The 18,876-nt window shown below is 69.0% G+C and carries 21 protein-coding genes and 1 pseudogene; 7 read left to right on the top strand and 15 right to left on the bottom strand.

The annotated features are described in order from the left end of the window. Positions 1–27: 27 nt before the first annotated feature. Complete coding sequence (locus MJQ72_RS16965) at positions 28–990, bottom strand: patatin-like phospholipase family protein (RefSeq protein WP_240600102.1); 963 nt, start codon at positions 988–990, stop codon at positions 28–30. 329 nt (positions 991–1,319) lie between these two features. Then, a complete protein-coding gene (nucS, locus tag MJQ72_RS16960; protein ID WP_037341446.1) occupies positions 1,320–1,979 on the bottom strand; it encodes an endonuclease NucS in 660 nt (219 codons plus the stop codon). A 37-nt stretch (positions 1,980–2,016) separates the two neighbouring features. Here nucS and MJQ72_RS16955 point away from each other — a divergent pair, with 37 nt between their 5' ends. Further along, the gene (locus MJQ72_RS16955) at positions 2,017–2,559 is read left to right on the top strand and encodes an NUDIX hydrolase (protein ID WP_240600100.1); all 543 of its coding nucleotides are present in this window, start codon (positions 2,017–2,019) and stop codon (positions 2,557–2,559) included. Between the two features lie 7 nt (positions 2,560–2,566). Here the strand turns inward: MJQ72_RS16955 and MJQ72_RS16950 are convergent, their stop codons facing one another. After that, positions 2,567–3,340: an enoyl-CoA hydratase-related protein gene (locus MJQ72_RS16950; RefSeq protein WP_240600098.1), complete on the bottom strand. Its 774-nt coding sequence runs from the start codon at positions 3,338–3,340 to the stop codon at positions 2,567–2,569. Then, complete coding sequence (locus tag MJQ72_RS16945) at positions 3,313–4,299, bottom strand: GlxA family transcriptional regulator (RefSeq protein ID WP_240600096.1); 987 nt, start codon at positions 4,297–4,299, stop codon at positions 3,313–3,315. Before MJQ72_RS16945 ends, MJQ72_RS16950 begins: the two co-directional genes overlap by 28 nt. 72 nt (positions 4,300–4,371) lie before the next feature. Here MJQ72_RS16945 and MJQ72_RS16940 point away from each other — a divergent pair, with 72 nt between their 5' ends. Beyond that, the gene (locus tag MJQ72_RS16940) at positions 4,372–4,932 is read left to right on the top strand and encodes a cysteine hydrolase family protein (protein WP_240600094.1); all 561 of its coding nucleotides are present in this window, start codon (positions 4,372–4,374) and stop codon (positions 4,930–4,932) included. Positions 4,933–5,010: 78 nt separating this feature from the next. Here MJQ72_RS16940 and ehuA read toward each other — a convergent pair whose 3' ends face one another. From ehuA to MJQ72_RS16905, 7 genes are all read right to left on the bottom strand, one after another. Beyond that, positions 5,011–5,775 (bottom strand): ectoine/hydroxyectoine ABC transporter ATP-binding protein EhuA, encoded by a 765-nt coding sequence (gene ehuA, locus MJQ72_RS16935; protein ID WP_240601348.1) that lies wholly within the window; start codon positions 5,773–5,775, stop codon positions 5,011–5,013. Positions 5,776–5,782: 7 nt separating this feature from the next. Next, entirely contained in the window at positions 5,783–6,439 is a 657-nt protein-coding gene (ehuD, locus tag MJQ72_RS16930; protein ID WP_016336837.1) for an ectoine/hydroxyectoine ABC transporter permease subunit EhuD, read from the bottom strand. Next, positions 6,439–7,134 (bottom strand): ectoine/hydroxyectoine ABC transporter permease subunit EhuC, encoded by a 696-nt coding sequence (ehuC, locus tag MJQ72_RS16925; RefSeq protein ID WP_240600092.1) that lies wholly within the window; start codon positions 7,132–7,134, stop codon positions 6,439–6,441. Before ehuC ends, ehuD begins: the two co-directional genes overlap by 1 nt. Before the next feature lie 14 nt (positions 7,135–7,148). Then, complete coding sequence (gene ehuB, locus MJQ72_RS16920) at positions 7,149–8,042, bottom strand: ectoine/hydroxyectoine ABC transporter substrate-binding protein EhuB (protein WP_240600089.1); 894 nt, start codon at positions 8,040–8,042, stop codon at positions 7,149–7,151. A 117-nt stretch (positions 8,043–8,159) separates the two neighbouring features. Then, positions 8,160–10,181, bottom strand: a complete 2,022-nt coding sequence (locus MJQ72_RS16915; RefSeq protein ID WP_396426949.1) for a protein meaA — start codon at positions 10,179–10,181, stop codon at positions 8,160–8,162. Positions 10,182–10,325: 144 nt separating this feature from the next. After that, complete coding sequence (locus MJQ72_RS16910) at positions 10,326–10,952, bottom strand: hypothetical protein (RefSeq protein WP_240600088.1); 627 nt, start codon at positions 10,950–10,952, stop codon at positions 10,326–10,328. A gap of 85 nt (positions 10,953–11,037) precedes the next feature. Continuing rightward, positions 11,038–11,589 (bottom strand): hypothetical protein, encoded by a 552-nt coding sequence (locus tag MJQ72_RS16905; protein ID WP_240600086.1) that lies wholly within the window; start codon positions 11,587–11,589, stop codon positions 11,038–11,040. Positions 11,590–11,779: 190 nt separating this feature from the next. Here MJQ72_RS16905 and MJQ72_RS16900 point away from each other — a divergent pair, with 190 nt between their 5' ends. The 4 genes from MJQ72_RS16900 to MJQ72_RS16885 all read left to right on the top strand — a co-directional run bounded on the left by MJQ72_RS16900 (position 11,780) and on the right by MJQ72_RS16885 (position 14,701). Continuing rightward, entirely contained in the window at positions 11,780–12,406 is a 627-nt protein-coding gene (locus MJQ72_RS16900) for a LysE family translocator (RefSeq protein ID WP_125689671.1), read from the top strand. Further along, positions 12,403–13,026 (top strand): LysE family translocator, encoded by a 624-nt coding sequence (locus MJQ72_RS16895; protein WP_240600085.1) that lies wholly within the window; start codon positions 12,403–12,405, stop codon positions 13,024–13,026. Before MJQ72_RS16900 ends, MJQ72_RS16895 begins: the two co-directional genes overlap by 4 nt. Positions 13,027–13,088: 62 nt before the next feature. Further along, entirely contained in the window at positions 13,089–13,679 is a 591-nt protein-coding gene (locus tag MJQ72_RS16890) for a hypothetical protein (protein WP_240600083.1), read from the top strand. 149 nt (positions 13,680–13,828) lie between these two features. Beyond that, the gene (locus MJQ72_RS16885; RefSeq protein ID WP_240600081.1) at positions 13,829–14,701 is read left to right on the top strand and encodes a trypsin-like serine protease; all 873 of its coding nucleotides are present in this window, start codon (positions 13,829–13,831) and stop codon (positions 14,699–14,701) included. A 196-nt stretch (positions 14,702–14,897) separates the two neighbouring features. Here MJQ72_RS16885 and murA read toward each other — a convergent pair whose 3' ends face one another. Then, complete coding sequence (gene murA / locus MJQ72_RS16880) at positions 14,898–16,172, bottom strand: UDP-N-acetylglucosamine 1-carboxyvinyltransferase (protein ID WP_016336846.1); 1,275 nt, start codon at positions 16,170–16,172, stop codon at positions 14,898–14,900. A gap of 61 nt (positions 16,173–16,233) precedes the next feature. On the opposite strand from murA, the pseudogene MJQ72_RS16875 reads away from it, so the two are divergent. Beyond that, positions 16,234–16,805: pseudogene (locus MJQ72_RS16875) on the top strand (cob(I)yrinic acid a,c-diamide adenosyltransferase). 44 nt (positions 16,806–16,849) lie between these two features. Here MJQ72_RS16875 and MJQ72_RS16870 read toward each other — a convergent pair. The 3 genes from MJQ72_RS16870 to MJQ72_RS16860 form a co-directional block, all read right to left on the bottom strand. Further along, the gene (locus MJQ72_RS16870; RefSeq protein WP_228688237.1) at positions 16,850–17,008 is read right to left on the bottom strand and encodes a hypothetical protein; all 159 of its coding nucleotides are present in this window, start codon (positions 17,006–17,008) and stop codon (positions 16,850–16,852) included. A 68-nt stretch (positions 17,009–17,076) separates the two neighbouring features. After that, positions 17,077–18,312: a 3-phosphoshikimate 1-carboxyvinyltransferase gene (gene aroA, locus MJQ72_RS16865; protein WP_240600080.1), complete on the bottom strand. Its 1,236-nt coding sequence runs from the start codon at positions 18,310–18,312 to the stop codon at positions 17,077–17,079. 117 nt (positions 18,313–18,429) lie between these two features. Further along, entirely contained in the window at positions 18,430–18,864 is a 435-nt protein-coding gene (locus MJQ72_RS16860; protein ID WP_240600078.1) for a DUF2550 domain-containing protein, read from the bottom strand. Positions 18,865–18,876 lie beyond the last annotated feature (12 nt).

Raw genomic sequence — 18,876 nt, 5'->3', positions numbered from 1 at the left:
CATCCCACCGGAATACCGCCGGCGAGTTCACTGCGGCACAATCTTTTCCAGAAACCGCCGCGCGGCCTCCCGCCCGCTTTCGAAGAGGCGCTTCTTCTCCTCTTCGCCGAGCCCGAAGTCGACGGCGGAAACCCCGGTCGTGTCGACGTACACCGTCCGCCGGTTCACACCCTCCTCGTGCAGCCGGTAACGGTTCCAGTCCGACAGCAGGGTTTCGAGCGAACCGATGGCGATCCGCAACGCGCTCTTCACCGGTTTGTCCTTGCCGCCCACCGGTTCCCCGGAAAGCTTGACGCCCCAGGTCGGCCACCGCGGCTTCTTCGTGTCGGTCCGGTCGAAGACGGTGATCGGGAAGTTCGACAGCAGCCCGCCGTCGACCCAGGTGACGGTGCCCTCGGGGCGGACGTCGAACTGCACCGGCCGGAAGTACAGCGGGATCGACATGGACGCGCGGACCGCGTCGACGATCTTCTCCGCACCGGGATCCCGGCCGTACTGGGAATAGTCCCAAGGCAGCCGGACGAGCACGCGGCGCGTCAGATCACTGACGTGGACGACGAGGGAATACCGTTGGTACGGAAGCAAAGTGCTTTCCGGATCGTCGATGGCGAGATCGGCGAAAGTGCGCACGCCGACCTCTTCGAGCAACGGCGTGAGCCATTCCGCGAGATAGTCGCCGGAGTGCATCCCGTCGTGCAGGAGCAGATCCACGCCGTCACCGAGCGGGCCGGCGACCTTGTCGAGCAGGGACTGATCCTGGAAACGGCGGCAGTCCAGGTCGTTCATCACCGCTTCCAGACCGCCGAGATCCTTCCCCGCCTTCTGATAGGCGGCGACCAGCGTCGCCACGATCGCCCCGGCGCTCGTCCCGGCGATCCGGGGAAACGAATAGCCTGCTTCGTGCAACTCCAGCACGGCGCCCAGCAGCCCGATGCCTTTGACACCGCCGCCTTCCAGCACCAGATCGACATACTTCGGAGAATCAGCCATGGCACTTCACCTCTGCACCCGCGACCGCCGTATGTCGGCGGTACCCCTCGCGGAAATCGAGTGTGACACAGCGCGAGACCGGGGAATCCGGCGTTCACCCGAATGGCCCGGAAGTAGCTGGTTCTTTTGCGAAAGAACGCGAGTTCGTTAATTTCCCGCCGCCCTTTCGGGCATTCTGTGGCGCGAGAAAGAATGCAGATACAACAACCGAGGACTCGATTTGATATCGGCTGTTCAGCGCCCGAACCCTGCCGCGTTTAGTCCTCTGGATGCGGTAGTTGCGCGCGCAACTACCGCATCCAGAGGACTAAACGCGAGAGAGGGAAGCCTCAGAACAGGCGGAACTCGTCCGACTCGATGCCGCGCAGCGCGTCGTAGTCCAGCGTGAGGCACCGGATCCCCCGGTCCTCGGCCAGCACCCGCGCCTGCGGCTTGATGACCTGCGCCGCGAACACGCCCTGCACCGGCGCCAGCAGCGGGTCGCGGTTGAGCAGTTCGAGGTACCGCGTCAGCTGCTCGACGCCGTCGATCTCGCCGCGCCGCTTGATCTCGACGGCGACGCTGGCCCCGTCTGCGTCGCGGGCCATGATGTCGACCGGGCCGATCGCGGTCGGGAACTCCCGCCGCACCAGGGTGTAGCCGTCGCCGAGGGTCTTGATGTGCTCGGCGAGCAGTTCCTGCAGGTGCGCCTCGACGCCGTCCTTCTGCAGGCCCGGTTCCGCGCCGAGTTCCTGGGCGTGGTCGTGGAAGATCTCGTCGATCGTGATGACGAGCTTCTCCCCCTGCTTGTTCTCGACGATCCACAGCTTGCCGTCCTCGATCAGCCAGCACGGCGGGCTCATCCAGTTCAACGGCTTGTAGGCACGGTCGTCCGAGTGCACGGACACCGAGCCGTCGGCCTTCACGAGCAGCAGCCGGGTGGCCATCGGCAGGTGGGCGGTCAGACGGCCGGCGTAGTCGACCTGGCAGCGAGCGATCACAAGGCGCACCCCGCGAGGGTAGGACAAGCACGGCGATACTGTGCGCATGGACCCCGTTCAGCGTGTCAGCTCGCGTGAGGTGTACCGGAACAACTGGATGACCGTGCGCGAGGACGACGTCCGGCGGCTCGATGGTTCCGAAGGGATCTACGCGGTCGTCGACAAACCCACCTGCGCCGTCGTGATCCCCTTCGACGGGGCCAGGTTTCACCTGGTCGAGCAGTTCCGCTACCCGCTCGGGCTGCGGCGCTGGGAGTTCCCCATGGGCACCGCTCCCGAGCTGGCCGACGTCCCGCCGCTCGAACTCGCCGCCCGCGAGCTGCGCGAGGAGACCGGGCTGGTCGCGGGTTCGATGGCCGAGCTCGGCGTGACGGACGTCGCCGCCGGGATGTCGAGCCAGCGCGGGCGCGTGTTCCTGGCCACCGATCTCACGCAGAGCGAAGCCCAGCGCGAGATCGAAGAGCAGGACATGCGGACGGCGTGGTTCGACCTCGACGAGTTCGAGAAGATGATCGCCACGGGGGACATCACCGACGCGCAGACCCTGGCCGCCTACACGCTCCTGCTCGTGCGCGAGCGCGTGCTGTGACGGCCGCTCAGTCCGGCCAGACCGGGGAGCGCTTCTCCAGGAACGCCGCCATCCCCTCACGGGCGCCGGGCAGCTGCGAGGCCGAAGCCATCACCTCCAGCGCCAGCGCGTAGGCGTCGGCCTCGGGCCGGTCCAGCTGCGCGTAGAGGGTCTGCTTGCCCATCGCCTTGCTCGCCCGGCCGCCGCGCGTCGCACGCCCCAGCAGCGAAGCGACGGCCTCGTCCAGCTCGTCGTCCGGGACCACGCGGTTCACCAGGCCCCAGTCCAGCGCGGTCGCGGCGTCGACGACGTCGCCGGTGAGCGCCAGCTCCATCAGCCGTTTCCGCCCGATCGCGCGGGCCACCGGCACCGCAGGCGTGTGGCAGAACCAGCCGCCCTTGCCGCCCGGCAGGGCGAACCCGGCGGATTCCGCGGCGACGGCGAGGTCGCACGACGCCACCAGCTGGCAGCCCGCCGCGGTCGCGAGCCCGTGCACCCGCGCGACGACGACCTGCGGCACGGACTGCATCGTGCCCATCAGATCGGTGCACAGCCGCAGCAGCTCGCGCACGCCCATCAGGTCGCGGGCGGCGACGTCGCCGAAGTCGTGTCCCGCCGAGAACACCGGCCCGGCGCCCGCCAGGACGATCCCGGTGGCGTCCGTGTCCCCTGCCTCGCGGAACGCCGCGAGCAGCTCGCCGAGGTGGTCGGCGGACAGCGAGTTCCGCCGGGCGGCGCGGTTCATGGTGATCGTGACGGTGTCGCCGTCCCGCTTCACGAGGATGTGTTCGTACTCGGCCATGCTTCGACGGTAACCGACCGGAACGTCCGGCGATACGAATCGGGCCCGACACCGACGTCGGCCCGGAGCCTTCGCCGCAGGTTGGCGGCGGTGCCGAGGCCGGACCGCTGCGCGACCCGCTCGACCGGGAGCTCGGTGGTCTCCAGCAGCCGCCGCGCGAGCCGCACCCGCTGCGCGCGCAGCCAGCGCCCCGGCGTGACACCGGTGGCCGCCGCGAACTCGCGATGGAACGTCCGCTCGCTGAGCCCGGCGTGACCGACGAGGTCGTCGACGCCGATGTCGTCGGCGATCCGCGCCAGCGCCCAGTCCATTGTGGACGAAACACTCGGCCGCGACGGCTTGGGCGGCAACGGATTGTCGACGTACTGCCGCTGGCCGCCTTCCCGCGCGGGCGGCATCACGAGCCGCCGGGCGAGCGCGGCGGCGACCTCCGCGCCGTGGTCTCGGCGCACCAGGTGCAGGCAGAGATCGAGCCCGCCGACCACACCGGCGGAGGTCAGGACATCACCCTCGTCGGCGAACAGGACGTCCCGCTGGACGATCGCGTCGCGAGCGGCGGTTTCGAGGTCGTCCAGCAGCCGCCAGTGCGTGGTGACGGACCGGCCGTCGAGCAGCCCGGCCGCCGCGAGGGTGAAGGCGCCGGAGCACAGCGACGCCACGGTGATCCCGGCCCGGTGCGCCTTGCGCAGCGCGGCGACGGCGGCCGCGGGCACCTCGGCGTGCGGATCGACCCGGCCGGGCACGAGGACGAGATCGCATCCCACCAGCCCACTCAGGCCATGCGTCGCCTCGACCTGGCCGAACGGGTGGATGGCGACCCGGCCGCGGCCGGGCGCGCAGAGCCGGACCTCGAAGGGGCCGATGCCGCTGTCGGTCCGGTCCACGCCCCAGACCTCGCCGATCACGCCGAGGTCGAAGGACCGGCTGCCCGGCAGGAGGAGCACACCCACGGTTCGCATGGCAGAAAAGTACCGCATCGCGCGTCTTCTGCCACTCCCTCGGCTGCCACGCGAGGGACGAAACTCGAAGCCATGACCACTGAGACCAAGGCCTTGATCGTGATCGACGTCCAGCGCGGCTTCGACAAGCCCGTCTGGGGCCCGCGCAACAACCCCGGCGCGGAGGCCAACATCAAGGCGCTCGTCGACGCCTGGCAAGACCGCGGGCTGCCGATCGTGCTGGTGCACCACGACTCCGTGAAACCCGGCTCGTCGCTGCGGCCGGGGCAGGAGGGCAACCACTTCAAGCCGGAACTCGACGGCGTGCGCGCGGATCTGGTGTTCGGCAAGAAGGTCAACTCGGCCTTCCACGGCGACATCGATCTCGACGGCTGGCTGAAGACGCGCGGCATCACCTCGTTCGTGCTCGCCGGCATCCAGACGAACTTCTGCTGCGAGACCACCGCGCGCGTCGGCGGGAACCTCGGCTACGACGTGACGTTCGCGCTCGACGCCACCTTCACCTTCGACCTCGCCGGGCCGGACGGCGGCGTCCTGACCGCGGACGAGCTGTACCGGGCGACCGCGACGAACCTGCACGGGGGCGGATTCGCCACGGTCACCTCGACGAACGAGATCCTCAGCGGGTTCTGAGGCCGGCGGAGAGCCGTGGGTCTCGTGAGTGGCAAGGACGGTTAGAACCGTCCTTGCCACTCACGAGACCCGGCACCCTCAGGCGCGGTCGATCACCGCTTTGAGGAACCGCCGCGTCCGGTCGTGGTCCGGATCGTTGAACAGCTTGTCCGGCGTGGCGTCCTCCAGCACCTGCCCCTGGTCGAACATCATCACCCGGTCCGAAACGTCCCGCGCGAACTGCATTTCGTGCGTGACACAGAGGATCGTGATGTCGGTGGACGTCGCGATCTCGCGCAGCACGCGCAGGACGTCGGCCACGAGTTCCGGGTCGAGCGCCGAAGTCACCTCGTCCAGCAGCAGCACGTCCGGCCGCATCGCGAGCGCGCGGGCGATCGCGACGCGCTGCTGCTGACCGCCGGAAAGCCGGGTGGGGTGCTCGTCCTTCTTGTCCGTGAGCCCCACCATCTCCAGCAGTTCGACGGCCCGCGCCTCGGCCTCGTCCCGGGGGACACCGAGCGAATGGATCGGCGCCTCGGTGATGTTGCGCAACACGTTCATGTTCGGGAACAGGTTGAACTGCTGGAACACCATCCCGATCCGCTTGCGCGCCTCCCGCAGGTACTTCTCGTCCGCGGGCACCAGCTTCTCGCCGCGCTTCATATGGCTCAGGTAGTCACCACAGACCTCGATGGTGCCGCCGTCGACCTTCTCCAGCGTCATCAACAGCCGCAGGATCGTCGTCTTCCCGGACCCGCTCGGCCCGATCAGCGAGACGAACTCCCCTGGCGCGACGGTGAAATCGAGGTCCCGCAACACCACGTGGTCGCCGTAGGACTTGACCACCTGCGAGAACCGGATCATCGGGGAATCAACTGTGGGCGGCACGTCGCTCCAACCTTCTCACCAGAATCGAAGCCGGCAGGCTCACCAGCAGGAACAGCACCCCGGCCAGGGTGTACGGCTCGGTGACGCGGAACGTGTCGGCGCCGACCTCCTTCGCCCTCGCCAGGACGTCGACGACGCCGATCGCCAGCAGCAGCGGGGTTTCCTTGAACATCGAGATCGTGTAGTTGCCGAGCGCGGGCAGCACCCGCGGCACCGCCTGCGGCAGGACCACCGCGGTCCACACCCGCGACCTCGGCAGGTTCAGCGCGGTCGTGGCCTCCCACTGTCCTTTCGGGACCGCTTCGATCCCGGCACGGTAGACCTCGGCGGCGTACGTCGCGTAGTGCACGCCGAGCGCGATGACACCGGTGGTGAACGGGGACAACGTCATCCCGCCCACCGGCTGGATCACGTAGTAGAGCACGAACACCTGGATCAGCAAGGGCGTACTGCGGACGAACTCGATGAACAGCAGGACCGCTTGGGACAGCACGGGAATCCCCGTCCGGCGGATCAGCGCGAACACCAGGCCGAGCGCGTACGCGACCACCGAGGCCAGCAGGGTGATCTCGACGGTGACGAGAAGCCCTTCCAGCAGAAGGGGAACCGATTTCGCGGCGGATTCCCAGCTCCAGTCCATCACACACCTCCCGCGGTGGCCGTCATCTTGGCCGGGGCCCGGCCGAGGCGCCGCGCGGCGATCCGTTCCAGCAGCCGCATCCCGCTGGTGATCAGCAACGCCAGCAGGAGGTAGAGCACCAGTTCGGTGCCGTAGATCCAGCCCAGCTCGGCGCCGAACACCGGCCGCAGCAGTTCACCTTGACGCGCCATCTCCGGGACAGCGATGAACGACAGCAGCGCGGTGCTCTTCAGCAACTGGATGAAGAGATTGTTGAACGGTGGCAGCATTTCCGCGAACGCCTGCGGCAGGATCACCCGCCGCATCCGCTGGGCGGGTGTCAGGTTGAGCGCGACGGCGCCTTCGAACTGCGCGCGGGGGACCGAGTTCACCGCGCCGCGGACGATTTCCGCGCCGTATGCCCCGTGGTTGAGGCCCAGCACCAGGATCCCGGCGAACATCGGCACCAGCTGGAAACCGACCAGCACCGGAAGCACGAAGTACAGCCAGAACAGCTGCACGACTTCCGAGGTGCCACGGAAGATCTCGACGTAGACACGGGAAATTCCCCGCACCGTCCGGGATGGAGAGCCCAGCGCGAGCCCGGCGATCAGGGAGAGCACCACGGTGAGCGCGATCCCGCCGACGGCGGCGGCGACGGTCGCGGTCAGTCCACTGAGGACGGTCGTGATGATATGCGATACCGACGACGACATGACGTCAGCCCCACCTACACCGCGCAGAGTTTCTCGGTGGTGACGTCGGCCTTCGGCAGGTTGTCCGCCGAGAACCCGAACGGCGTCACGATCTTGGTCCATTCGCCGCTGTCGTGCAGCTTCTTGAGCTCGGCGTTGAAGGCCTCACGCAACGGATTGTCGTCCTTGCGGAAGACGAACGCACCGGCGGAGATGACCGGCTTGCCGTCCTTGATCGGGTCGAAGCCCGGCGTCACCTCCGCCGCGGCACCCGGGCTCTTCGCCAGGACGTCCTTGAGGGAGATGTCGGTGAGCGCGGCGCAGTAGACGCGGCCGTCGGTGACCGCGCGGAGCATGTTGTCCTGGGAATCGAGAGTGACGATCTGGTCCTCGGCGACGCCGGAGTCGGTGGCGTACCCCTTCTCCACGGCCGCCGAGAGCACGGCGACCTTGACCTTCTTGGCCGCGATGTCCTCGAACTTCAGCACCTGCTGCGGATTTCCCTTGGGTACCAGCAAAGCGGTCAGCGCCGAGTAGTCGGGGATCGAGAAGGCCGCCGCGTCGCACCGTTCCTTCTTGATGTTCATCCCGGCCGCGACGATGTCGTACTTCCTGGCGTTGAGCGCGGGGATCAGCTGGTCGAAGGAGACCGCTTCGGCTTCCACGTTGTCGATGCCCATGGCCTTGAAGACGGCGCGGGCGACCTCGGGCGCCTCGCCGGTGACCTTGCCGCTCTGGTCCGTGAAACCGTACGGCGCCTCGTTCGCGATCCCGATCTTGATCTTCTTCGCGTCCTTGGCGGCCTGCAGCGCGTCTCCGGAGGACGTCGACGTGCACGCGGACAACAGCACCGGACCGCCGATCGTCACCGCGCCCAGAACCGCTGACCGTCGGAAGAACTCCCGCCTCGACCATTCGCCGTGCACCATCGCGGCACCTCTTTTCGATTAATCGGTTTAATCGAAACGTAGGTGGGTACCCATGCGTGAGCAGTGTGAGCGGGTGGCGAACCACCCGCTGTTACGCGACCGAGATTTACGGTGACTTTAGGTGCTCAGACCGTGGCGCTCGCGTACCAATCCGACAATCCCGTCCATGATGTCGGTGAGTTCGTAGTCCTTCGGCGTGAACACGCGCGCGATTCCCCGCTCCAGCAGGAGCTTCTCGTCGTCGGGCGGGATGATGCCGCCGACGATGACCGGGATGTCGCCCGCGCCCGCGGCCCGCAGGCCGTCCACGACCTGCGGCACGACCTCGAGATGCGAACCCGAGAGCACGGAAAGCCCGACCACGTGCACGCCCTCCTGGACGGCGGCCGCGACGATCTGTTCCGGTGTGAGCCGGATGCCCTGGTACACCACCTCGAAGCCGACGTCACGCGCCCGCACGGCCACCTGCTCGGCGCCGTTGGAATGCCCGTCGAGGCCGGGTTTGCCGACCAGGATCCGCAGCCGCTCGCCGAGCTCGGTGTTCGTCGCTTTGATCCGGTCACGGACGCGGCGGATCTCCTCGTTGCCCTCGCCCGCGGCCGCCGACGCGGAAACCCCGGTGGGAGCACGGTATTCGCCGAACACCTCGCGCAGCGCACCCGACCATTCACCGGTGGTGACCCCGGCGCGGGCACAGTCGATGGTGGCTTCGAACAGGTTCTGCGAGGTCTTCGCGACGGCCTTCAGCTTCTCCAGCGCCGACTCGACGGCCGTGTCGTCGCGGTGCGTCCGCCATTCCTCGATCGCGGTCACCGCCTGCTTCTCGACGGCGGGGTCGATCGTCTCGATCGCCTTCGCGCCTTCGGCTTGCAGCGGGGACGGCTCGGTGGTCTCGAACTTGTTGACCCCGACCAGGATCCGCTCGCCGTTCTCCATGCCGCGCCGGTACTCGGCGAGCGAGGCGACGAGCTGCGACTTCATGTAGCCGCTCTCGACGGCCGCCACCGCGCCACCGAGATCCTGCACCCGCGCGATCTCCTCGCGCGCGCCCGTCATGATCTCGTCGACCTTGGCCTGGATGACGTGCGAGCCGTCGAAGATGTCCTCGTACTCCAGCAGGTCGGTCTCGAACGCCAGCACCTGCTGCATCCGCAGCGCCCACTGCTGATCCCACGGCCGGGGCAGGCCGAGCGCCTCGTTCCACGCGGGCAGCTGGATGGCGCGGGCCCTCGCGCCGCGGGAAAGCGAGACCGCGAGCATCTCCAGCACGATGCGCTGGACGTTGTTCTCCGGCTGCGCCTCGGTCAGGCCCAGCGAGTTGACCTGCACGCCGTAGCGCAGCCGCCGCGCCTTGGGATCCGTGACGCCGTAACGATCCCGGGTGATCTCGTCCCAGAGCGCGGTGAACGCGCGCATCTTCGACATCTCTTCGACGAACCGCACGCCGGCGTTGACGAAGAACGAGATCCGCGCGACGACCTTGGCCATGTCGGCCTGCTCGACCTGGCCGGAATCGCGGACCGCGTCGAGGACGGCGATGGCGGTGCACAACGCGTACGCGACCTCTTGCGTCGGCGTCGCGCCGGCTTCCTGCAGGTGGTAGCTGCAGATGTTGATCGGGTTCCACTTCGGCACGTGGTGCACGGTCCACGCGATCATGTCGGTGATCAGGCGGAGACTCGGGCCCGGCGGGAAGATGTAGGTGCCGCGGGAAAGGTATTCCTTGATGATGTCGTTCTGCGTGGTGCCGGTGAGCTTCGCCAGCACCTCGTCCACGTCGCGGCCCTCGGCTTCGGCCTGCTCACGCGCCACGGAGACGTAGAGCGCCAGCAGCCACATCGCGGGCGCGTTGATCGTCATCGACGTGTTGGCCTCGGCGAGCGGGATGCCGTCGAAGAGGCGCCGCATGTCGCCGATATGCGACACCGGGACGCCGACCTTGCCGACCTCGCCCTTGGACAGCTGGTGATCCGGGTCGTAGCCGGTCTGCGTCGGCAGATCGAAGGCGACCGAGAGGCCGGTCTGCCCCTTCGCGAGATTGCGGCGGTACAGCTCGTTGGACGCGGCCGCGGACGAGTGACCCGCGTAGGTCCGCATCACCCAGGGGCGGTCCCGTTCACGGTCCGTGGGATAGGGCACGGTCTACCTCCGGCGCTGGACGACCGCCTGAGTGTACCGGCCGGTAACATGCGATGCGCAGTTGAATCGAACACAGTCGGGTCATTCTTCCCGGCTGGAAGGCGCCCGGGCCCCGGTGGACGGCACGGGACCCGAGCGCCGGGATCAGACGACTTCGAGCCCGATCCGGAACCCGTCCGGGTCGAAGGCGTCGGAGTCCAGGGCGAAGCCACTGTGGCCCCCACCCTGGCTGGCCCAGCGGGTGAAGGCGGGCACGCCCTCCGGCGCGCCGCGGTCGACGGCCAGGATGGACAGGCGCAGGTCGGTGATCTGCACGCCGGGCGGCAGCGGGCGCGTCTCCAGGAACAGCCGGTACTGGTCCGGGTCGAAGGAGTTGCTGTCGGTGATCAGGTCGGTCGTGCCACCGCCCTGGCTCGCCCAAGGCGTGTACGCGACGGGGCCGAGTTCCCTGCCGCCGTCGCGGGCCTGTCCGCCGATCCGGAAGTCGATCTGGTTCAGCCTGCCGCCACCGAACGCGGGGTTGAGATCGATTCTGGCGCCGTCCGGGTCGAAGTTGTTGCTGTCCCCGGCCCACTGCGACACGCTGGTGCCGAAATTGGCGAACCCGGTGAACTGCTCGACCCCGAATCCGCCCCGGCCGCCGTTGTCGGCCAGCTGGATACCGATCCTGAAGTTGGGCGGCTCCACCGCCTCCGCCGTCGCCGGGGCGACGGTGACGAACAGCCCGCCCGCGGCCAGCAGGGCGAGGTTTCTGCTCCAAAGCTTGCGCATTTCTCTCTCCTGTCGGGAATCCGTGCCAACGCGGAGAGAGTCACATCCGGCACCACCGGGAAATGTTGTGAAGGTGTTGTGGCCGCTAAGGGTTCCGGTTTCGCGCCTCTTCGACGGCTTTCGCCAGCTTCTCCCGGACCTTCGCCACGTCGCTGACGCCCACCAGGATGACCGGGGGCCTCCGGTCCTTCCCGGTACCCGCGCCGAAGTTCGCCGAAGCCCACGCCAGCACGCCGAGCCTGCCGAAGGTGATCGTCCCGGTCTTGCCCGGCCCGGGGGTGACGACGGGGTCCGCCAGCCCGGCCAGCGCCGCGGACTCCTCCTTGCGGCGGACGAGCGAACTGGTCGCGATGACCCGGCCGTCCGTCACGGCGTACGTGGTCGAGGCGAGCCTGAGGTAGCGGATCAGCGGCCTGCCGGCGAGATGCAGAACGCCCGCGACGGTGAGCACGACCCACGCGGCCGTGTGGAACGCGGTGTCGTGGTTGCCCGCGAAGAACGCCGTGACGACGCCGAGCCAGAGCAGGCCGACAGGGACGTTGAAGTAGTCGCCGGGATTGAAGAGGGGCCTGCGCACCGGCTGCCCGGCCCAGATGACCCGTTCGCCTGGAAGGAGGTCGATCTGCCCCTCATGCATGCCACGGCACACTACCCGTCCGGGGCACGCACGAGGAGTGTCCGTTCGTCGGGTGCCCGCGGTCCTCGTGAGTGGCAAAGACGGTTCTAACCGTCCTTGCCACTCACGAGCCGGAGCAGCCTGACCGCGCCGTGGACTGTGACCGAAATCCGCGAGACTCCCCCGCGCCCGGCGTCTAGCGTGGGTGACCGTGACGTGGAGTTCGTACAGCAGCTATCTGGTCATCGTCGTCCTGATCGTCCTCGCGCCGGGGCCGGACACGATGGTGATGCTCAAGAACTCGCTGTCCGGCGGCACCCGCGGCGGGTTCCTCACGACGGCCGGGATCTTCGTGGCCAACGCCGTCCAGGGCACCGCCGCCGCGCTCGGCCTCGGAGTCGTGATCGCGCAGTCGCAGCCGGTGTTCGTGACGCTCAAATGGGTCGGCGCCGCGTATCTGGTCTTCCTCGGCTTCCAGGCGCTGCGCGGCGCGTGGCGGGGCGACTATTCCGGTGTCACCGCGGTGAAGCAGCAGCGGTCGAGCGGGTTCCGCCGCTTCCGCGAGGGCTTCCTGTCCAACATCACCAACCCGAAGGTGCTCGTGCTGTACCTGTCGGTGCTGCCGCAGTTCCTCGACCCGGTGACGACGTCGGCGTGGCACGCGCTGCTGCTCGCCTACACGGTCGCCGTGCTGGGCGCGATCTGGCTGCTGACGCTGCTGTTCTTCGTGCACCGCGTGCGGGCCTGGCTCGAACGCCGCAAGGTCCGCCGCGCGCTCGACGGCGTCACCGGCACCGCGCTCGTCGGCTTCGGCGCGGCTTTGGTGTTCGAGTCATGACCTGGGGTGTGTACAGCGGTTTCGCGCTGATGATGCTGGCGCTCGCGCTCGTCCCCGGCCCGGACAACATGGTGGTGCTGAAGAACGCGCTGTCCGGCGGTGTCCGCGGCGGGGGTTGGGCCTGCTTCGGCGTCGCCGCCGCGAACCTCGCGCAGGCGACCGCGGCCGCGCTCGGTCTCGGCGCGGTCATCATGAACTCACGGCCGGTGTTCGAGGCCGTGAAATGGGCGGGTGCGGCCTACCTCTGCTACCTCGGCGTCCGGGCCTTGATCGGCGCCTTCCGCGGCGACTACGGCGGGCTCGCCGACACCGCCGCCGCCCGGCGGAGCGGATTCCGCCGCTGGCGGGAGGGTTTCCTCTCCAACGTCACCAACCCGAAGGTGCTCGTGCTGTACCTGTCGGTGCTGCCGCAGTTCCTGACCCCGGGCGTCACCGGCACCGGGGACGCGCTGCTGCTGGCGTACACGATCGCCGCGGCGGGCACCGTCGCCCAGCTCCTGCTCCTGTTCTTCGTGCACCGCGTGCGGACCTGGCTCGAACGCCGCAAGGTGCGCCGCGCGCTCGACGGCGTCACCGGCACCGCGCTCGTCGGCTTCGGTGCCGCGCTCGTGCTGGAGTAACCCCTTCGGTCGTTTACGCGATACTCCAGTTGTCGCAATGGCGCGACCTCTAGGAGGCTTCGATGAACAAGAAGACCTACGGCGTTATCGCCGGAGCCGCCTTCTCCCTCCTTCTCCTCGGCGCGGGCCCCGCCGACGCCGAGGGGCGCGGCAACGGCGGCGCTCCTCCCGGCCACGCCAAGGACACCACCAAACCGCAGCCTCCGTCCCAAGCGGATTTCTCCGGCCACGGCGCCAACAAGCACGGGCCCTATGACTCCACACGCGACGGTTCGCCGTCGGCCAACGGCAACGGCGGTGGTGAAGCCGCCGGGAAGCCGTGCGCCGGCTGCGTCGGCAAGGCCGACAACAAGAACCCGCCCGGGCAGCTGCCCGGAGGCTCCGACGCGAACGCGGGCTACGAATGCGACCGCAACCACGGCGTCGGACGCGGCAACCCCGCGCACACCGCCTGCGTGCCGGACCGGACGCCGCCCGCCACGAAGCCGCCGGTCGAGACTCCCCCGCCCGGGGGACCGCGCGCGAGGCCGTCCGCCCCGCGGCCGTGCCGGTGGCGGCCGTCGCCGCGGCCGCCACGCCCCGCGCCGACGTCGCGGTCGCGAGCTCGCCCGCACTGGCCAAGACCGGTTTCGATCTCGAACCCGTATTGCTGACCGGGCTGGGCGCGCTGGCCGCGGGCGGTGCCGCGCTCTACGCCGGAACCCGGCGGCGCGGGAACGCGTGACTACTTTCGGCGGGTGACTTTCCCGCGTCCACCACGTTGAATCCCGTCTCCAGAAGCATCTAGCCGAGGAGGCCGTTCGTGAGGTTCACCCCCGCCGCCACCGTCGCGGCGATGGCCGCCGCCCTGCTGCTGGGCGGCGCCACCGCCGCGACCGCGATCAACTCCTACAACGCCACCCCGGCGCCCGAGCGCACCGAGGTCGGCGCGCTCGTCGCCACCTGGGACAACGACGGCGACCCCGCCACACCCGACCGGGTCGACTGGGTGTGCTCCGGCACCATGATCGACGCCGACACGTTCCTCACCGCCGCGCACTGCACCACCGATTGGCCCGCCAACGTGCGGTTCTTCGTCTCGCTCGACCAGGACGTGCAAGCGGGACTCGACGCGGCCGCGAAGAAGTACCCCGGCGACCCGGCGGCGGTCGCCAAGGCCGTCGCCGTCGAGGGCGTCGCGCACAACGAGCCCGGCTACCCCGGCAACTCGGCCGACTCGCACGACATCGCCGTCGTCCAGCTGCCCGCGAAGCAGGTCGCCGCACGCTGGAGCTTCACCCCCGCGAAGCTGCCCAGCGCCGGTCAGCTCGACAAGCTCGGCCCGCAGGGACTGAACTCGACGCCGTTCGTGGTCGCGGGCTACGGCACGCAGGAAGCCGTGAACGGGCCGGGCGGGCACACGCATCCCGGCGGCGGCGTCCGGATGAAGGCGCCCGTCACCTTCGACGCGCTCAACAAGACCTGGGTGCGGCTCGCGATGACGGCGCCCCAGGGCAACGGCGGCGCCTGCTACGGCGACTCCGGCGGGCCGAACTTCGCCACGATCGGCGGTCAGCGCGTCCTCGTGTCGACGACCATCACCGGTGACGGCCCTTGCTACGCCACCAACGTCACCTACCGGCTGGACTCGCCGACGTCGCGGGACTTCCTCGCGCCATTCGTCGCCCTGCCCTGATCGCGCTTAACGCCGAGGCTCGGCAAAGTCGCAGGACGTCGCCGGTCACGTCGCTCGCTGTGGCCGGCGGCGCGCAAGTGTTACCGCTAGTGAGGGGTGTGTGGATATAGGGACGTTCAATGTCCCTATATCCACACACCCCTCACGTCGGTCGCCCTTCTGGGAGCGGCGCCGACCAGCAACTCTGCAACTTCGCTCAAGCCCGCTCGGGTTCGCCCGCGACGCGTTCGATGCGGGCGCCGAGCCGGTTCAGGTTCTCGACGAAATGCGGGTAACCGCGGTCGATGTGGAAGACGTCCCAGACCTCGGTGACGCCGTCCGCGCAGAGCCCGGCCAGCACGAGCCCGGCGCCGGCACGGATGTCCGCCGCCCACACCGGAGCGCTCGAAAGCTTCTCCACGCCGCGGACGACGGCGTGGTGCCCGTCGGTGCGCGCGTCGCCGGAAAGCCGCATCATCTCTTCGATGAACCGGAACCGGGCCTCGTAGATGTTCTCCGTGATCATCGACGTGCCTTCGGAAACCGCCGACAACGCCACCGCGAACGGCTGCAGGTCGGTCGCGAAACCGGGGTACGGCAGCGTCACCCAGTCGACGGCCTTCGGGCGCTCGTTCTGGACGATGCGGAAGCCCTTGTCGTCGAACGTCTCGACCTCGGCGCCCGCCAGGCGGAGCTTGTCGAGGACCAGGTCGAGGTAGTGCGGGTTGACGCCGCGGACGGTCAGGTCGCCGCGGGTCATCGCGGCGGCGAACGCCCAGGTCGCGCCGACGATCCGGTCGCCGATCACGCGATGCTCGGTGGGGTGCAGCTTCTCGACGCCCTCGACGGTCAGGGTCGAGGTGCCCGCGCCTTCGACCTTCGCGCCCATCTCGGTCAGCATCGTGCAGATGTCGACGATCTCGGGCTCGCGCGCGGCGTTGTCGATGACCGTGGTGCCCTCGGCGAGCACGGCGGCCATCAGGATGTTCTCGGTGGCGCCGACGCTCGGGAAGTCCAGCCAGATCTGCGCGCCGCGCAGCCCGTCGGCCTTCGCCACGACACAGCCGTGCTCGATGGTGCTGGTGGCACCCAGCTTGCGCAGGCCGTTCTGGTGCATGTCCAGCGGCCGCGAACCGATGGCGTCCCCGCCCGGCAGCGCCACGACGGCCTGCTTGAGCCGTCCGACCAGCGGTCCCAGCACGCACACCGACGCGCGCAGCTTGCCCATCGCGGCCGAATCGGCCCGGTGCGACAGCTCGGCCGGGGTGGTGATCTTGGCGGTGTCACCGTCGATGACGACGTCGCAGCCGACACTGCGCAGGACGTCGCCCATCAGGGGAACGTCCAGGATCTGGGGGCAGTTCGTGATGGTCGTCGTACCCTCGGCCAGCAGGGCCGCGGCCATCAGTTTCAGCACGCTGTTCTTGGCCCCGACCACGTCGACCTCGCCGACCAGCCGTGCTCCGCCGTGCACGTCGAAGTGCTCGCTCATGGGCGCCAATCATGCCCTCTCGCCCGGATTTGCCTTACGCCGGGCCGGTAGAGTCGGCTTCATGGTCGTTCGCATCAACCGCGTGTACACGAAGGTCGGCGACAACGGCACCACGGCGCTCGGCGACGGCTCCCGCGTGCCGAAGACGTCGCCACGGCTGGGCGCGTACGCCGACGTCGACGAAGCCAACTCCGTCATCGGGCTCGCGCTCGCGATGGGCGGTCTTCCCGAGGAGATCACGCAGGTGCTGCGTGCGGTACAGAACGATCTCTTCGACGTCGGCGCGGATCTGTGCGCGCCGATCGTGGAGAACCCGCCGTACGAGCCGCTGCGCATCACCGAGCGGTACATCGAGCGGCTGGAAGGCTGGTGCGACGAGTTCAACGAGCGCGTGCCGAAGCTGACGTCGTTCATCCTGCCGGGTGGCACCCCGGGGGCGGCATTCCTGCATCAGGCCCGCACGGTCGCGCGGCGGGCCGAACGGTCCGGCTGGGCACTGTTCGAGGCCGAGCAGGCCACGACGAACCAGCTGGCGATCAAATACCTGAACCGGCTCTCGGATCTGCTGTTCATCCTGTCGCGGCTGGCGAATCCGGACGGGACATCTTGTGGCAGCCCGGCGGGGCGGACTGAAGGACGCTTTCACCGCGTCCGATGCGGCGAAAGCGTCCGTCAGCTCACAATCGGCCCTGCTCCTGTGCTGCCCAATAACGCTCGAGGTCGACGTCGGGCGTGCCGTCCTTGCCCGGGTCGATCGCCTTCATCGTGATCGTGTCCTCCAGGGACACGGGCTCGGGAAGGTGGCTCCAGCGGTTCGTGTCCTCGCTCTGAGTCATGGACCGAGAATAGACGCGGATCACGTCCGAAGCCCGGTAGAAATGCCGCATTCAGAGGACTAAATGCTTCAGAGGCCCCAGGAAGCCCGAAGCGAAGCCAGGGCGTCGTGGAAGCCGGGGAAGGTCTTCTTCACGCAACCGGGGTCGTCCAGCGTGATCCCCGGCGTCCGCAGTCCCGTGATGCTGAACGCCATCGCGATCCGGTGGTCCCGGCGGCACTTCACGAGCGCCCCCGCCGGCGTGCCAGGCCGGATCTCGATCCAGTCCCGCCCGGTCTCGACCGAGACGCCCATCGCGCGCAGGTTCTCCTCGCACGCCGCCAGCCGGTCGCATTCCTTGATCCGCGTGTTGTAGACGTCCTCGATCCGCACCGGCCCGTCCGCGAACGGCGCGATGGCCGCGAGCGTCGGCACGGTGTCGGAGATGTCGCGCATGTTCACCGTGACGCCGCGCAGCCCGCCCGTCCCGGTCACGGTCACGGCGTCCGGGCCGACCTCGACGTCCGCGCCCATCTGCCGCAGGACCTCGACGAAGGCCAGATCCCCTTGCAGAGCGCCCTCGGCGAGCCCCGGCACGGTCACCGAACGACCGGTCAACGCCGCCGCCGCGAAGAAGTAGCTGGACGTCGACGCGTCGGGCTCGATCTCGTAGCGGCAGGCCTGATACGGCGTCGGCGGCACGACGAACGTGTCGCCGTCACGGACGACCTCGACGCCGAAGCGCCGCATCATCGCGATGGTGATCTCGACGTAGGGCACCGAAACGAGATCCGTGACGGTGATCCGCAGGCCCTCGGCGGTCAGGGGCCCGACCAGCAGCAACGCGGTCAGGAACTGCGAGGACAGCCCCGCGTCCAGCGTCAGTTCGCCGCCCTTGATCCCGGCGGCGCGCACCACCAGCGGATGGTGGCCCGGCGAGCCTTCGAAGGTCAGGTCGACGCCCAGCTCCAGCAACGCGTCGGTGAGCGGCCCCAGCGGCCGGGCGCGCATCTGCTCGGAGGCGTCGAACCGGAAGGTGCCGTGCCCGGCGGCGGCCAGTGCGGGCAGGAAGCGCGCGGTGGTGGCGCCGTCACGGCAGAAGACGTCGGCGCTGTCGACGGCGGGGCCCTCCGGCCTGCCCTCGATCGTCCACTCGCCGGAAGCGCGGGAAACCTGATAGCCGAGCTTGAGGAGGCCCTCGGCGAAGCCCTCGGAGTCGTCCGAACGCAGCGGCCTGCTCAGCACGGTCGTCCCGTGGGCGGCGGCCGCGAGGAACAGGCCTCGGGCGGTGATCGACTTCGAACCGGGGATGTCGACGATGGTCACGGCGTGAGCATACGGCGTGCCGGAACGGCGAACTCGCGTGATCAGAGGGACGACACGCGTGATTGGAGGCGTAACTCGCGTGCTTGGAGGCGTAACTCGCGTGATTGGAGGCGTATCTCAGGAAGCGCGCGGGAGGCGGCGGCCCGGTGGGGCCGACTCCAGCCAGGAAAGGAAGCCGGTGAGGGCGCCGGGACCCATCGCGATCTCGATCGCCTCCTGCCTGGCGGACTCGCACCGCAGGACGATCGAACCTTCGGGGACGGCGTACGCCTCCGTGCCGGAGGGGTCCCGCCGGTCCGCGATCTCCATGCTTTCGCGCTCGAACACGCGATCCGGGCCCGTCCGCAGGCTCCACACCCGGAACCAGACGAACTTCTCGCCCTCGTAGCGGCCCAGCCCCAGATGCCAGCTGGACCGCGCCTCGTCCGGACGCCACCGCAGCGCGACGCTCACGCCGCCACCGCGGCGCATCCGGACCCACCGCAACGAATACCAGGCCGCGAGAACGGCCAGGACGGTCAGGGCCCCGAGAACACCCACGGCGATTTCCACGGCCCGGCCCCT

It is taken from the genome of Amycolatopsis sp. EV170708-02-1 (assembly GCF_022479115.1).
Taxonomy (GTDB): Bacteria; Actinomycetota; Actinomycetes; order Mycobacteriales; family Pseudonocardiaceae; genus Amycolatopsis.
Note: the sequence above shows the minus strand (reverse complement) of the source record. Positions and strands in the feature narration are given on the sequence as shown.

What these genes read in the sequence shown, in the direction of transcription:
- MJQ72_RS16965 (WP_240600102.1), bottom strand. Translation starts at nt 990, where the DNA reads ATGGCTGATTCTCCGAAGTATGTCGATCTGGTGCTGGAAGGCGGCGGT.
- MJQ72_RS16955 (WP_240600100.1), top strand. Translation starts at nt 2,017, where the DNA reads ATGGACCCCGTTCAGCGTGTCAGCTCGCGTGAGGTGTACCGGAACAAC.
- MJQ72_RS16950 (WP_240600098.1), bottom strand. Translation starts at nt 3,340, where the DNA reads ATGGCCGAGTACGAACACATCCTCGTGAAGCGGGACGGCGACACCGTC.
- MJQ72_RS16945 (WP_240600096.1), bottom strand. Translation starts at nt 4,299, where the DNA reads ATGCGAACCGTGGGTGTGCTCCTCCTGCCGGGCAGCCGGTCCTTCGAC.
- MJQ72_RS16940 (WP_240600094.1), top strand. Translation starts at nt 4,372, where the DNA reads ATGACCACTGAGACCAAGGCCTTGATCGTGATCGACGTCCAGCGCGGC.
- ehuA (WP_240601348.1), bottom strand. Translation starts at nt 5,775, where the DNA reads ATGATCCGGTTCTCGCAGGTGGTCAAGTCCTACGGCGACCACGTGGTG.
- ehuD (WP_016336837.1), bottom strand. Translation starts at nt 6,439, where the DNA reads ATGGACTGGAGCTGGGAATCCGCCGCGAAATCGGTTCCCCTTCTGCTG.
- ehuC (WP_240600092.1), bottom strand. Translation starts at nt 7,134, where the DNA reads ATGTCGTCGTCGGTATCGCATATCATCACGACCGTCCTCAGTGGACTG.
- ehuB (WP_240600089.1), bottom strand. Translation starts at nt 8,042, where the DNA reads ATGGTGCACGGCGAATGGTCGAGGCGGGAGTTCTTCCGACGGTCAGCG.
- MJQ72_RS16910 (WP_240600088.1), bottom strand. Translation starts at nt 10,952, where the DNA reads ATGCGCAAGCTTTGGAGCAGAAACCTCGCCCTGCTGGCCGCGGGCGGG.
- MJQ72_RS16905 (WP_240600086.1), bottom strand. Translation starts at nt 11,589, where the DNA reads ATGCATGAGGGGCAGATCGACCTCCTTCCAGGCGAACGGGTCATCTGG.
- MJQ72_RS16895 (WP_240600085.1), top strand. Translation starts at nt 12,403, where the DNA reads ATGACCTGGGGTGTGTACAGCGGTTTCGCGCTGATGATGCTGGCGCTC.
- MJQ72_RS16890 (WP_240600083.1), top strand. Translation starts at nt 13,089, where the DNA reads ATGAACAAGAAGACCTACGGCGTTATCGCCGGAGCCGCCTTCTCCCTC.
- murA (WP_016336846.1), bottom strand. Translation starts at nt 16,172, where the DNA reads ATGAGCGAGCACTTCGACGTGCACGGCGGAGCACGGCTGGTCGGCGAG.
- MJQ72_RS16870 (WP_228688237.1), bottom strand. Translation starts at nt 17,008, where the DNA reads ATGACTCAGAGCGAGGACACGAACCGCTGGAGCCACCTTCCCGAGCCC.